Origin of the sequence: Sporolituus thermophilus DSM 23256 (genome assembly GCF_900102435.1) — a bacterium.
GTDB classification, from domain to species: Bacteria; Bacillota; Negativicutes; order Sporomusales; family Thermosinaceae; genus Thermosinus; species Thermosinus thermophilus.
Map to the genome: position 1 here is coordinate 1 of NZ_FNBU01000008.1, position 12,585 is coordinate 12,585.

The 12,585-nt window shown below is 53.5% G+C and carries 14 protein-coding genes and 1 riboswitch; of the genes, 8 read left to right on the forward strand and 6 right to left on the reverse strand.

Features of this window, described 5'->3' with window-relative positions:
• The coding region (locus BLQ99_RS15270; RefSeq protein WP_171904618.1) for a 4Fe-4S binding protein at positions 1-78 on the reverse strand (78 nt) is incomplete at its 3' end.
• A gap of 200 nt (positions 79-278) precedes the next feature.
• Between BLQ99_RS15270 and BLQ99_RS06165 the strand changes: the two genes are divergently transcribed.
• The 3 genes from BLQ99_RS06165 to BLQ99_RS06175 are packed head-to-tail and all read left to right on the forward strand — an operon-like array spanning position 279 to position 3,540.
• Positions 279-884, forward strand: coding sequence for a TetR/AcrR family transcriptional regulator (locus BLQ99_RS06165; RefSeq protein ID WP_093689180.1), 606 nt, complete (start codon positions 279-281; stop codon positions 882-884).
• A gap of 52 nt (positions 885-936) precedes the next feature.
• On the forward strand, positions 937-1,962 hold the full coding sequence (locus BLQ99_RS06170; RefSeq protein WP_245690302.1) for an HlyD family secretion protein: 1,026 nt from the start codon (positions 937-939) through the stop codon (positions 1,960-1,962).
• 6 nt (positions 1,963-1,968) lie between these two features.
• Positions 1,969-3,540, forward strand: coding sequence for a DHA2 family efflux MFS transporter permease subunit (locus BLQ99_RS06175; RefSeq protein WP_245690304.1), 1,572 nt, complete (start codon positions 1,969-1,971; stop codon positions 3,538-3,540).
• Positions 3,541-3,693: 153 nt separating this feature from the next.
• Here the strand turns inward: BLQ99_RS06175 and BLQ99_RS06180 are convergent, their stop codons facing one another.
• The 4 genes from BLQ99_RS06180 to BLQ99_RS06195 are packed head-to-tail and all read right to left on the reverse strand — an operon-like array spanning position 3,694 to position 7,059.
• Positions 3,694-4,509, reverse strand: a complete 816-nt coding sequence (locus BLQ99_RS06180) for a MetQ/NlpA family ABC transporter substrate-binding protein (protein WP_093689184.1) — start codon at positions 4,507-4,509, stop codon at positions 3,694-3,696.
• 25 nt (positions 4,510-4,534) lie between these two features.
• Positions 4,535-5,353 carry a MetQ/NlpA family ABC transporter substrate-binding protein gene (locus BLQ99_RS06185; protein ID WP_093689186.1) on the reverse strand — a complete coding sequence of 273 codons (819 nt, stop codon included), beginning with the start codon at positions 5,351-5,353 and terminating at the stop codon, positions 4,535-4,537.
• A gap of 25 nt (positions 5,354-5,378) precedes the next feature.
• On the reverse strand, positions 5,379-6,032 hold the full coding sequence (locus BLQ99_RS06190; protein ID WP_093689188.1) for a methionine ABC transporter permease: 654 nt from the start codon (positions 6,030-6,032) through the stop codon (positions 5,379-5,381).
• A complete protein-coding gene (locus BLQ99_RS06195) occupies positions 6,001-7,059 on the reverse strand; it encodes a methionine ABC transporter ATP-binding protein (protein WP_093689190.1) in 1,059 nt (352 codons plus the stop codon). Before BLQ99_RS06195 ends, BLQ99_RS06190 begins: the two co-directional genes overlap by 32 nt.
• A gap of 82 nt (positions 7,060-7,141) precedes the next feature.
• Positions 7,142-7,256: riboswitch (SAM riboswitch) on the reverse strand.
• Between the two features lie 179 nt (positions 7,257-7,435).
• Between BLQ99_RS06195 and BLQ99_RS06200 the strand changes: the two genes are divergently transcribed.
• From BLQ99_RS06200 to BLQ99_RS06210, 3 genes are read left to right on the forward strand one after another with little or no spacing between them, the layout of a single operon-like run.
• Positions 7,436-7,774 (forward strand): YerC/YecD family TrpR-related protein, encoded by a 339-nt coding sequence (locus BLQ99_RS06200; protein WP_093689192.1) that lies wholly within the window; start codon positions 7,436-7,438, stop codon positions 7,772-7,774.
• Positions 7,761-8,948, forward strand: coding sequence for an ATP phosphoribosyltransferase regulatory subunit (gene hisZ, locus BLQ99_RS06205; RefSeq protein ID WP_093689194.1), 1,188 nt, complete (start codon positions 7,761-7,763; stop codon positions 8,946-8,948). Before BLQ99_RS06200 ends, hisZ begins: the two co-directional genes overlap by 14 nt.
• A gap of 2 nt (positions 8,949-8,950) precedes the next feature.
• On the forward strand, positions 8,951-9,478 hold the full coding sequence (locus BLQ99_RS06210; RefSeq protein ID WP_093689196.1) for an HDIG domain-containing metalloprotein: 528 nt from the start codon (positions 8,951-8,953) through the stop codon (positions 9,476-9,478).
• Here the strand turns inward: BLQ99_RS06210 and BLQ99_RS06215 are convergent.
• Positions 9,475-10,428, reverse strand: coding sequence for a D-2-hydroxyacid dehydrogenase (locus tag BLQ99_RS06215; protein WP_245690306.1), 954 nt, complete (start codon positions 10,426-10,428; stop codon positions 9,475-9,477). The two genes, BLQ99_RS06210 and BLQ99_RS06215, sit on opposite strands and share 4 nt — an antisense overlap.
• A 150-nt stretch (positions 10,429-10,578) precedes the next feature.
• On the opposite strand from BLQ99_RS06215, the gene hisG reads away from it, so the two are divergent.
• Together hisG and hisD are read left to right on the forward strand one after the other, a co-directional pair.
• Positions 10,579-11,244 (forward strand): ATP phosphoribosyltransferase, encoded by a 666-nt coding sequence (gene hisG, locus BLQ99_RS06220; protein ID WP_093689198.1) that lies wholly within the window; start codon positions 10,579-10,581, stop codon positions 11,242-11,244.
• Complete coding sequence (gene hisD, locus BLQ99_RS06225) at positions 11,241-12,581, forward strand: histidinol dehydrogenase (protein ID WP_093689200.1); 1,341 nt, start codon at positions 11,241-11,243, stop codon at positions 12,579-12,581. The genes hisG and hisD overlap by 4 nt, the downstream gene beginning before the upstream one ends.
• Positions 12,582-12,585: the final 4 nt, after the last annotated feature.

The window sequence follows — 12,585 nt, forward strand, 5'->3', positions numbered from 1 at the left end:
GGAAAGCACTTGTTTTGGACAGAAGGCCACACAAATGCCACAACCTTTGCAACGCTTCACCAGGGTCTTTAGCGCCATTTCGTTCACCTCCGTACTATGCTTACGATTTCATAACCTTAACTATTTTAACTGCTATACGACAAAATCCTTCAAAAATTTATATGAATATTTATTTATTATAAATAGTGTTGCGTTTAAAGCGACAGTCTTTACGTTGACACGGTTTTTTCCGCTTTCTATAATGAAATTGTATAAGTACCAGGGAGGTTCTGAACTAGATGCGGGAAAGCGGCGAAGATTCACGCAGCAGACGCCAGCAAATACTGGACGCGGCCTACAAGGTCTTTTCACAAAAGGGATATCACCGGGCAACGATCGATGAAATCATCGCACTGGCTGATACGGGTAAAGGAACGGTGTACAATTATTTTGTCAACAAGGAGCAATTGTTCTATACCCTGATTAAAGAGCGCAGCGCGCCGTTCGAGGCGGCTTTGGCTGAAGTAGTGGGCGGGGCGGAGCCGCCGCTGGTTAAAGTGGAAAGGCTCATCAAGCTTTTTCTCCGGTTTTATGTAGTCAATGCCGATTTGTGGCGCGTCATGATGCACGAGGTGCGAGGCTTCGGCAGCGAGGGCCAATCAGCTTTTAAAGAGGAGCAGCGGGAAAAATACCGTGCTTGGTTCCGCCATACTATCGGCATGCTGGAAAAGGTGCTGCAGGAGGGAATTGACCAGGGCGTCATCCGTGAGTGTGACGTGACCAAGGCGGCTTACGGCCTGTTCAGCGTCATTGTCATGATGGTTTTTCAAAAGTTTGTCGGCGACGATATTGATGCGACGGCCAAAACCATTGCCAATATCTTTTTATATGGCATTGCCCGTTAGGTGTGATTTTTTTATGCCGATATGTGACTAGTTAGTCAGAAGGGGGAGGAAGATGATGAACCAAGCAAACGGCGGTAAAAACCAAAAAATGATTATTGCCCTCTTGGTGTTTTTTGTTTTAGCCGGCCTCGGCGGCGGGGCCTGGTGGTGGTACTACACCACGAAGTATGTTACAACCGATGACGCCCGGATTAGCGGGACGATCGTCAATGTGAGCGCCAAAATTCCCGGCAAGGTGGTCGAGGTGCTGGTCAAAGAGGGGGACCAGGTAAAGGCCGGGCAGGTAATTGCCCGCATTGACAACCGGGAGATTCTGGCGCAGAAAGCCCAGGCGGAAGCGGCGCTGGCAGCGGCCAGGGCGCGCTATGAGGAAGTTGTAGCCGGCTCGCGGCCACAAGAAATTGAACAGGCCCGGGCGGCGCTGGATCAGGCGCGGGCGAACCTGGACAACGCACGGAAAAACTATGAGCGGATGGAAAAATTATATAAGGACGGGGCGATAAGCGCCGCTCAGCGCGATAACGCCGAAACCGCCTATGCGGTGGCCCGCGAGGCGTATAATGCCGCCAGCGAGAAACTCGACCTGACCATCGCCGGGGCGCGGGAAGAAACCGTGCGGGCGGCGGCGGCCCAAGTCAAGCAAGCCGAAGCCGCGCTGGAGGCTGCCTTGGTAATGTCGGACAACACGGTCATTGTGGCGCCTGTCAGTGGGACAGTAGCTTTAAAATCAGTCAATCCTGGCGAGGTTGTCGCTGCCGGCCAGCCCATTGTTACCATTGTTGACCCCAGCGACCTCTGGGTAAATGCCCGCATTGAAGAGACGAAGATCGACCGGATCAAAATTGGCCAAAAGGTAGAATATACCATTGACAGTTATCCCGGCCGCGTCTTTACCGGTACGGTATATGACATCGGGACGGCCACCAACTCGGTGTTTGCCATTATCCCTACCGAAAACGCTTCCGGTAATTTTACCAAAGTCACCCAGCGCATCCCGATAAAAATAACGCTGCCGAAAGACAGCCCGTACATTTTCCGCCCTGGTGCGTCGGTAATCGTTAAGGTTCATACCGATTAGGGGGGGATGAGCAGCGTGCATACCCCCAATTTAACTATAAATGACGCGAATTATAAATGGTGGGCGTTGGGCGTAACGATTATCGGCGGTTTTATGAGCATCCTTGACACCAGTATTGTCAACATTGCTGTCCCCAAGATGATGGCCGTTTTTGCCGTCGATACCGACCAGGCGCAGTGGATTTTGACGGCCTATATGCTGACCATGGGCGTCCTGCAGCCGGCAACAGGGTATTTTTGCGATGTTTACGGGACGCGCGCCATGTACCTGTTTAGCCTGGCCGTATTTACCGTCGGTTCGGCGTTGTGCGGCGCTGCCTGGTCCAATGACAGCATGATTATCTTTAGGATTATTCAGGCCGTTGGCGGTGGGATGATTATCCCGGTCACCATGGCGATAGTTTATCATGTGTTTCCGCCGGAGGAGCGAAACATGGCCATGGGCATCTGGGGGATTTCGGCGATGGTTGCCCCGGCCGTTGGGCCGACTTTGAGCGGTTATTTAGTCGAGTACTGGGATTGGCGGTGGATTTTTACCATCAACATTCCTATAGGTATTGTCGGTTACGTATTGGCCGTGCTGGTACTTAAGGAAACGCCCCGTATTCGGGGGCAGAAATTTGACTACGGCGGGTTTATCACCTCCGCCCTTGGGCTGTTCTGCCTGCTACTGGCTCTCAGCGAAGGGGTGGATGAGGGCTGGACATCGGCGTATATTATAACTTTGCTGTATATCGCCTTGGCCAGTTTAACTTTGTTTGTTGTTATCGAACTTAATCACGAGAACCCTATTTTAGACTTGACCTTGTTTAAAGATTGGAATTTCACGCTGAGCAGTATCGTTATTTTTATCGGGACGATCGGACTGTTTGGCGGCATCTTCCTCGTTCCGCTCTTTATGGAAAATATTCGGGGCTATACGGCGATGCAGACAGGTATGCTGATGTTTCCTTCCGCCCTTACTGCCGGGCTGATGATGCCTGTTGCCGCCAAACTGGCCGATAAGTTCGGCGCTAAGCCGGTTGTCGTTGTCGGCCTCTTTTTCCTAGGAGCCGGTACTTGGCCGCTAATGTACCTCGACATGGATACCAGCTATGAGCATGTCATGCTGGTCATGATTCTGCGGGGGCTGGGGCTGGGGCTGTTCATGATGCCCGTTACCGTCCTTGGGCTGAATACCGTCCCGCTGCCGAAGATTAGCCGTGCGTCCGCGCTTAACAATGCTATCAGGCAGGTCAGCGGTTCATTCGGTATTGCCGTATTGTCGACCGTGCTGCAAAACCGGCAAATCTTTCACTATGCCCATATTGCCGAAGGCTGGAATTTGGCAGCAGACGCCGCCGCTAAAGTGATTACTTACGGTGAACGGCTATTTGTGCAGCACGGCAGCGTAGCGAGCATTGCCAAAATCAAGGCGCTGGCCCTTGCGGCCCAGATCGCCCAGCGACAGTCGTATATTTTCGCTTTCGATGACGCTTTTTTGGTCTTGGCGGCCATTAGTTTTACCGGCATTGTCCCGGCCCTGCTGCTCAAACGGGCCCAAGGCGGGGCCAAAGGGGCAGCGGTAATTATGGAGTAGAAGTAATAATATGACAAAAAAACCAAAAAGACCCAAAAAACAAAAACATGAGAAGGTGTTAAGGGTTCGGCATGGGTGTAACCGTTAAATTTTAAATATAAAAAAGTAGCAGCCCCAGACGGCGTGGTGCCATCTGGGGCTTTGCTTTTTGTGCTACCATGCGGCTACGACAGAACCTTTGAAGTGTTCTTGGATAAACTTTTTGACTTCTTCAGATTGGTAAGCCTTAACTAGCTTTTGGAAAGCCGGATTGTCTTTGTCTTTGGTGCGGACGGCGATGACGTTGGCGTAAGGAGAATTGGCGTCTTCGATGGCGATGGCGTCCCTGGTCGGAACAAGGCCGGCGGTCATGGCATAGTTGGTGTTAATGGCGGCAATATCCACGTCGTCAAGGGAACGGGGAATCTGGGCGGCGTCCAGTTCTTTAATCTTAATATTTTTCGGGTTTTCCGCAATATCGGTAACGGCGGCTTTGAGGCCGGCGTTAGGCTTCAGCTTGATCAGGCCGACTTTTTCCAGGAGCAGGAGGGCGCGGCCGCCGTTGGTCGGGTCGTTGGGGATGGCGACAACGGCGCCTTGTTTAACGTCGGCGATTGATTTGACTTTTTTCGAGTAAATACCCATCGGGAAAATAACCGTTTTGGCGATCGAAACGATGTCATATTTGCGGTCGGCAACCATGTTATCAAGATAGGGCTGGTGCTGGAAACTGTTGGCGTCAATGTCACCCTGGCTTAAAGCCACATTAGGCTGCACGTAGTCGTTGAACTCCACGACCTGGATTTTCAGACCGTCTTTTTCCGCCACTTTTTTGACAACATCCATTATTTCGGCGTGGGGGCCGGCGGTAACGCCCACTTTTATAGGCCGGTCGGACGGCGTGGCGGCTTGTTTGCCGCAGCCGGCCACGAGGCCGAGCGTAAACAGCAGCGCGAGGGCTAATGCGATTGGCTTCGTCCATTTGTGCATTATTGGTTACCTCCTTAACTAAGAATTAGAATGCCGGTACTACCGCACCTTGATATTTTTCGGTGATGAATTTGCGGACTTGATCCGAGGTCAACGCTTTGGTCAGCTTTTGAATTTCCGGGCGGTTTTCATCGCCTTTGCGCACGACCAGAATATTTACATAAGGAGAATCTTTCTGTTCAATAAAGAGGGCGTCTTTCGTAGGCACGAGTTTGGCTTCCAGTGCATAGTTGGTATTGATTACGGCCAAAGTGACATCATCAAGGGCCCGGGGCAGCTGCGGCGCTTCGAGCTCACGGATTTTCACGTTCTTCGGGTTGGCGACAATATCTTTGACGGTGGCGTTGACGCCAACGCCGTCTTTGAGCCCGATCACGCCGGCCTTAGCCAGCAGGGCGAGCGCGCGCCCGCCGTTGGTCGGGTCATTAGGGATGGCAACCACGGCGTCGGTAGGAACGTCATTTAAGTTTTTGATTTTTTTGGAGTAAATGCCCATGGGTTCGATGTGGACGGCAGCGGTGTAAGTGAGCTGAAGGTTGCGCTCGGCGGCAAACTTATTGAGGTAGGGAATATGTTGGAAGAAGTTGGCGTCCAGTTCTTTTTCCGCTACGGCCAGGTTAGGACGGACGTAATCGCTCATTTCCACGATCTGAAGGTCAATGCCCTCTTTTTCCAGAGCCGGTTTAATTACCCGCAGAATTTCGGCGTGGGGAACGGCCGTGGCGCCTACTTTCAGTACCTTTTTATCACTGGCGGTAGCCGGAGCCTGGGTTTTGCCGCCGCAGCCGGCGACGACGGCGGTAAGGGCCAAAATTAAGGCGAGCAATAGGGCGATACGTTTCATGAATGAATTCCTCCTTGTTAATCGTTTATTTTTTGTTCAAACGGCGGGCAAGCCAGTCGCCGCACGACTGGACAAGCTGTACCTGAGCAATAAGGATAATGACGGTTGCGAGCATGATGTCGGCCCGGAAGCGCTGATAGCCGTAGCGGATGGCCAGGTCCCCCAGCCCGCCGCCGCCGATAGCGCCGGCCATGGCCGAATAACCAATCAGGCTGATTACAGTGATCGTCAGGCCAAGCACAATCGAGGGCAGCGCTTCGGGGATGAGTACTTTGGCGATAATTTGCAGCGGGGAAGCGCCCATAGCTTGGGCGGCCTCGATGACGCCGTAGTCGACTTCTTTGAGTGCCGATTCGACGATGCGGCCGACAAAGGGGATAGCGGCAATGCTCAGCGGCACAATGGCCGCATCGGTGCCGATGGATGTCCCGACAATGAGACGGGTCAGGGGAATGATGGCGACCATGAGAATAATGAACGGAGTCGAGCGGGTAGCATTGACGATTGCGCCCAAAACGCGGTTGACAGCGAGGTTTTCCAAAACATGGCCCTTGTCAGTCGTTACCAGGATGACGCCGAGGGGGACGCCAAACAGGGCGGCGATAAAGGCCGACACACCCACCATATAAGTAGTTTCCCATAACGACTCAGCCAACAGCACGAGCATTTCTTGCGACATAACCAATCACCTCTATTCCTAAATCTCGCGCCCGCAAGTAGTTGAGGGCGTTCTGGATGCCGGCCTGGTCGCCGGACAGTTCGACAATCAAGGTACCGAAAGGAGTGTGCTTGATGTGGTCGATATTGCCGTAAAGGATGCTGGTGTCAACATTAAACCGGCGGATCATGCCGGCAATTATGGGTTCTTCGGCCGTACGGCCAATGAAGGACAGGCGCAGAATAAGATTGGAGTCCGGCAGCGGTGTGGGCGAAAAGACGGTATTGGCAAAGAATTCGGGCAGGTCATGGTTGACAATGGTGCGGATGAATTCGCGCGTTGTTGCCGTCTGGGGACGGGTGAAGACGTCGAGTACCGGGCCTTCTTCAATAATGACGCCGTTTTCGATGACGGCCACGCGGTCGCAGATTTCTTTAATAACCTGCATTTCGTGAGTGATTAGCACAATGGTCAGCTGCAGTTTTTGATTGATGTCAAAGAGCAGTTTCAAAATGGATTGTGTAGTCTGCGGGTCAAGGGCGGAAGTGGCTTCGTCGCATAAGAGCACTTTTGGCCGGCTGGCTAAGGCGCGGGCAATACCGACCCGCTGTTTTTGACCGCCGCTGAGCTGGGACGGATACTGGTCCCGTTTATCGGCAAGCCCCACCAGTTCAAGGAGCGGCAAAACAGCCTGTGCAATTTCCGTTTTGCTTTTGCCGGCCAACTCAAGCGGGAAGGCTACATTTTCATAGACGGTGCGGGAAGACAGCAGGTTAAAGTGCTGAAAAATCATGCCGATTTTTTTGCGTCGCTCGCGCAAGTTTTTTTCGGACATCGTCGTTAGTTCTTCACCGTCGACCACTACCGAGCCGCGGGTTGGCCGCTCCAGCATATTGATGCACCGGATTAACGTACTCTTGCCGGCGCCGCTTTTACCAATGACACCGAAAATTTCACCGCGGCGCACTTCCAGGTTTATGCCTTTAAGAGCATGGACCGCTCCGTTAGTGCCGGGATAGACCTTTTCAATGCCGGTCAGTTTAATCATTTTTCTTCTCTCTCCTTTCCTGGGCATAAAGAAAACCTCTTCGCAGACGAAGAGGTTTTTGTTCTGTAAACAGAAACTCCCCCCCTCATCTGTCAGAACCTATCCGTTCTGCAGGAATTGGCACCGTTTCGCATCCGAAGGTGCGATGGTTGCCGCGGCGTCATCGGGCCAGTCCCTCAGCCAGCTCTTGATGAAAGAGTGTTTCGATATGCCGTTGTTGAGTTACATGCTATCATGTATAGCAATGTCTGTCAAGAAAAAATTAAAATTGCATTTTCATAAATTAAAGAATAAAAGACGTAAAGGCAGGAAAGAAATGAGAGAGGGCGAATAGTATGCTCAGAATGGTAATGCGTGCACGGGAGGAGTGTGGATTATGCCCGTTAACCCTAAGCTAAAAGAGCCTTTAACCGACCAATTGTTCCGGGCCATTTTACTGCTCGCCAATGAGGAGGAATGTTATCAGTTTTTTGAAGATATCTGTACCATCAGCGAGATAAAAGCCATGGCACAACGCCTGGAGGTGGCGCGGATGCTGAAGGCCGGTCATATCTACGACGACATTGTCGAGCGCACCGGGGCCAGCACGGCCACGATCAGCCGGGTCAAGCGCTGCTTGCACTATGGCGCTGACGGCTACAAAATCATTCTCGCCCGGTTGGAAGAGCAGGAAGAGCGTTTGCGGCAGGAGGATGCAGGCCATGAACCAAAATGAGTTTGTACCGCAAATTCCGTACGGGACACGGGATTTTTTACCCCGCGATGCGAAAAAAAAGCGCTTGGTGGAAAGCGCCCTTGCCGGCCTATTTACCCGGTGGGGTTATGACGAGGTAATTACGCCTACATTTGAGTATCTGGACATTTTATCGGTCGGTGCCGACCAAGAAATAGTTCAGCATATGTTCAAATTTCTCGATAAAAATAACCGGCTATTAGCGCTCCGGCCGGATATGACTACGCCTATTGCCCGGGTAGCGGCTACCCGGCTCCGCGAACAGCCGGTACCGCTGCGGCTGTTTTATTTGACTAACGTTTTCCGGTACGAGCAGGCCCAAGCCGGTCGACAATGCGAATTCTACCAGGCCGGTATAGAACTGCTGGGCACGGCGGGGCCTGCCGCCGATGCCGAGGTCGTAGCGCTGGCGGCCACGGCCATGCGGGAGGCAGGGCTGACCGTCTTTCAGATCAGCCTCGGTCAGGTGGAATTTATTAACGGTCTAATGAATGAATGCGAATTACCGCCGGCCGAGCGCCAGCGGATTAAAAATTGCCTGGTGCAGCGCGATCTAGTCGGCCTGGACGAGGCTCTGGCGACGAGCTCCTTATCGCCGGCCGGGCAGGCGCTTTTTAAGCGTATTCCGCTGCTCCACGGGCGGGAAAATATGCTTGATGCGGCCTATGGCATGGTGAGCAACGATATGAGCCGCCGCGCCCTCGATAACCTGGCGGAGATTTACCGGCTCCTTGAGTATTACGGCGTAAGCGGGCATGTCTCTTTTGATTTGGGAATAATCCGGAATTTTGACTATTATACGGGGGCTGTTTTTGAAGGCTATACGCCGGGCCTAGGCTTCCCCCTTTGCGGCGGCGGGCGTTACGATGGCATGGCAGGCGCTTTTGGGAAGGAATATCCGGCTACCGGTTTTGCTCTCGGCATCGAGCGCCTTATGCTGGCCCTTGAGCGGCAGGGTCTGACCCTGGACGGCGACGTTAAGGACGTCTATATTGGCTGGGCGCCGGGGCGGCTGAATGAGGCGATTGCGCTGACTGGCGAGCTCCGCGCGGCAGGGCGTATCGTCGGTCTTGGACTTCAGCCGCAGGATAAGGCGGCGGCCGAAGCCTGCCGTCAAGCCATGGGCTATGCTAAACTCATTTATATTGGTGGTTGAAAATGCACAAACGGGTACGGCAATTTTTCGCCGCGGTGACAGCCCGCATCAGTGAACAGGACAGGAGGTTTGTTAATCAGCACTTAACCAAAGCCGAGCAACAACTGTTTTGGCAGATGAGCGTGCCAGACCAGCGGCATGCGCTTAACGTGGCATATACGGCGGCCAAACTCGCGGCACAGCGTCCGGCGGCAAATTGGGAAACCGCGGTTAAAAGCGCGCTGCTCCATGACGTGGGACGGAGGCGGGGCGATATGAGCGTGACCGACAAGGTCTTGGCCGTCCTGGCCCATAAACTGGCGCCCCGGTGGGCGCGACAATGGGCAAAAGAAGGGCGTGGCGGAATTATTGCCAATCTCCGCCACGCCCTGTATATATATTTTAATCATGCCGAACGCAGCGCCCGTTTGCTCGAAACCGTCGGCACCCAGCGGGCGGTGGTTGATGCTGTCCGCAAACACCATAGCGCTCCGGCGCCAGGCGATACGCCGGAGCTAAATATATTGCGGGAAGCGGATGACAAGCATTAATAGCCCTTCTGCTTATCGACGACGTTGAACATTTCGCCGCCTTGGCAGAAACGGGCCAGGTTGTCGGCGAACAGTTTTACCGCCCGGTCGAGGTAGTAGGGGGACAAAGCGGCCAGGTGGGGAGTAATGATAACATTAGGCATATCCCACAGGGGGCTGTTTTCCGGCAATGGTTCGTGCTCGAAAACATCAAGGCCGGCGCCTTGAATGAGACCCTGCTCGAGAGCGGTAACGAGATCGGCTTCGCGCACCACCGTTCCGCGGGCGATATTTATGAAATAGGCCGTGCGTTTCATGGCTTCAAAATGCTCCAGCCGGAAATACTCCCGCGTTTCTTCCGTCTGCGGCAAGGCGACAACGACAAAATCGGACTGGGCCAGCATGTCGACAAGCCGGTCCGGGGTATAGAGCTTATCGACAAAAATTTCCGTTGTCATCTCGCGTTTGGTGGCGAGAACATTCATTCCCAATCCCTTGGCCTTTTTGGCAATTTCCCGGCCGATGCTGCCGAGACCGACAATACCGATTGTTTTTTCATGCAATTCGTCGGTGGGAACGCGCTTCCACCGTTTTTCTGTCTGTTGACGGATTAAACGGTTGAGGCCGCGGGTAAAGGCCAACATGAGGGCCAGAACGTGCTCGGAAACAGGAATGCCATGAATCCCCCTGGAGTTGGTTAGAATGACGGAACTAGCTTGTATTTCCGGAAAGACAAGGTTTTCCACGCCGGCGCTCAGGGCATGCACCCATTTCAATTTGGGAGCGGCTAAAAACAATTCCCGAATATCCATCCAGCCCCAGGACACCAGGATATCCGTATCAGCAATAAAGCTGGCCGCTTGGGCCAATTCACTCGTATGGACGGTAATGCCCGGCATTACGCCGGTGATAGTTTTAACATGCCGCTCGGCCAGGTGGTTGAGGACAAGGATATTGAGTGCGGGTATCATAATGCCCCTCCCTTATGCTAGTTAGTATTCTGCCAAATACTTCTACGTATTCATATAAATTCCTGGTAAGAGGATTGACGAAATTTCTCCATACATGGTAATATATTATCATATTAATACTTTAATTAATTAAAGAAATGAGGGGGATTCATGACAGCAGTGGACATGAATTACCTAACAGTAGCGCTGCCCAAAGGCAAGCTCTTTGACAAGGCGGTGCGGATGCTGGCCGGAGTCGGCTGCGCCGCTGAAGGTTTAAGCCAGGATTCGCGCAAGCTTGTTATCAGCAATGATGACGCCAAAGTTCGTTTCATTATCACTAAGACGAGCGATTTACCCACCTATGTGGAATATGGTGCTGCCGACATCGGGATTATTGGCAAAGATGTCCTGATAGAAGAAAATAAGGACGTTTATGAACTCCTTGACCTTAAATTCGGCTACTGCCGCATGGTTGCCGCCGTTCCCCAGGAGCTAATGCAGGACAAAATCAGCGATTACGCGCATATGCGGGTGGCCACCAAGTATCCGCGCATCGCGGAACGGTTTTTTCACAGCATGGGGATCCAAATGGAAATTATTAAACTGAACGGGTCGATTGAACTGGCCCCTATTGTCGGCCTGGCCGAACTCATTGTCGACCTGGTGGAAACAGGGCGCACGCTACGGGAAAACAATTTAGTCGAGGTGGCGCAAATTCAGCCTTCTACGGCCCGACTGATTGCCAACCGGGTGAGCTTCAAAATGAAATTCGAGCGGATTAACAGTTTGGCTGAAGCGCTCAAAGGTCTGGTAGAAAGTGAGGGTGAAAAATGAAGATAATATTCACCCCCAAATTGACGCCTCAGGAGATGGCGGCTTTATTTCGTAAGCCAGCCTTCGATGAAGTCGAGCTTAGTGAAAATGTCAGGTGGCGAGTGCGGGAAGTATTCGGGCGCGACATGACTGCCGGCGAGGTAGTGGCGCGAATCGTCGACGACGTGCGCCGGGAGGGGGACGATGCCTTGCTGCGCTATACGCGGGCGATTGACGGTGCTGAGCTCAGCCCGGCCACGTTAGCGGTAAGCGAAGCGGAATTTGCCGCTGCCGCCGGTATGGTAGAAAATGCAGCCGTCGCCGCCATTCGGCGGGCTATTGCCAATGTCCGCCGCTTTCACGCCGAGCAACTGCCGAAATCGTGGTTTACCGAACGGGAGCAGGGGGCTATTTTAGGCCAAAAGTGCATACCCCTCGACCGAGTGGGGATTTATGTACCAGGCGGCACCGCCGCCTATCCGTCTTCGGTAATTATGAATGCCGTTCCGGCAGTCGTCGCCGGGGTGAAAGAAATCATTATGACCGTGCCGCCGGCCCGGGACGGCAGGATTAATCCGTATGTACTGGTGGCCGCCCGGGAAGCAGGCGTGACCCATGTATTCAAGGCCGGAGGCGCCCAAGCAGTTGCCGCTCTGGCTTTCGGCACGGCTACCGTTCCGAAAGTGGACAAAATCGTAGGGCCGGGTAATTTGTTCGTCACGTTGGCGAAGAAGGCGGTCTATGGACATTGCGATATTGATATGTTGGCCGGGCCAAGCGAAATCCTGATTATCGCGGATAGCACCGCCGACCCTCGCTATGTGGCGGCCGACCTGCTTAGCCAGGCCGAGCACGACCCATTGGCCTCGAGTATTCTCATAACGGATAGCGAGGAGCTTGCCCGTCAGGTGACGGCAGAAATTGAAGTCCAACTGGCAGCTTTGCCGCGCCGGGAAATAGCGGTGGCGGCGCTAGAGCGAACCGGGTTGATCGTTATTGCCCGCGATCTGCGGGAGGCGGTGGAACTGGCCAATATGTCGGCGCCCGAGCACTTGGAAATCATCACCGCCGATCCGTTTAGCCTGCTGCCCTATGTCCGTCATGCCGGGGCGGTGTTCCTCGGCCCCTATTCTCCTGAACCATTAGGCGACTATCTGGCCGGACCCAACCATGTACTGCCGACGGGCGGAACGGCCCGGTTTTACTCGGTGCTCAATGTTGAGACCTTCATGAAAAAGACGAGCATTATTGCTTATACCAAGGCGGCCCTTGCCGCCGTCAGTGACGATATCATCCGGCTGGCGACCGTGGAAGGGCTCGAGGCCCATGCTAACGCCGTGCGGCTAAGGAAGGAGTGAAAGC

Excerpts from the sequence above, each read along its gene's own strand:
- BLQ99_RS06185 (WP_093689186.1), bottom strand. The coding sequence starts at position 5,353 with ATGAAACGTATCGCCCTATTGCTCGCCTTAATTTTGGCCCTTACCGCC.
- hisZ (WP_093689194.1), top strand. The coding sequence starts at position 7,761 with ATGAACCAAAATGAGTTTGTACCGCAAATTCCGTACGGGACACGGGAT.
- BLQ99_RS06210 (WP_093689196.1), top strand. The coding sequence starts at position 8,951 with ATGCACAAACGGGTACGGCAATTTTTCGCCGCGGTGACAGCCCGCATC.
- hisG (WP_093689198.1), top strand. The coding sequence starts at position 10,579 with ATGACAGCAGTGGACATGAATTACCTAACAGTAGCGCTGCCCAAAGGC.
- BLQ99_RS06175 (WP_245690304.1), top strand. The coding sequence starts at position 1,969 with ATGAGCAGCGTGCATACCCCCAATTTAACTATAAATGACGCGAATTAT.
- BLQ99_RS06165 (WP_093689180.1), top strand. The coding sequence starts at position 279 with ATGCGGGAAAGCGGCGAAGATTCACGCAGCAGACGCCAGCAAATACTG.
- BLQ99_RS06170 (WP_245690302.1), top strand. The coding sequence starts at position 937 with ATGATGAACCAAGCAAACGGCGGTAAAAACCAAAAAATGATTATTGCC.
- BLQ99_RS06195 (WP_093689190.1), bottom strand. The coding sequence starts at position 7,059 with ATGATTAAACTGACCGGCATTGAAAAGGTCTATCCCGGCACTAACGGA.
- hisD (WP_093689200.1), top strand. The coding sequence starts at position 11,241 with ATGAAGATAATATTCACCCCCAAATTGACGCCTCAGGAGATGGCGGCT.
- BLQ99_RS06180 (WP_093689184.1), bottom strand. The coding sequence starts at position 4,509 with ATGCACAAATGGACGAAGCCAATCGCATTAGCCCTCGCGCTGCTGTTT.
- BLQ99_RS06200 (WP_093689192.1), top strand. The coding sequence starts at position 7,436 with ATGCCCGTTAACCCTAAGCTAAAAGAGCCTTTAACCGACCAATTGTTC.
- BLQ99_RS06190 (WP_093689188.1), bottom strand. The coding sequence starts at position 6,032 with ATGTCGCAAGAAATGCTCGTGCTGTTGGCTGAGTCGTTATGGGAAACT.
- BLQ99_RS06215 (WP_245690306.1), bottom strand. The coding sequence starts at position 10,428 with ATGATACCCGCACTCAATATCCTTGTCCTCAACCACCTGGCCGAGCGG.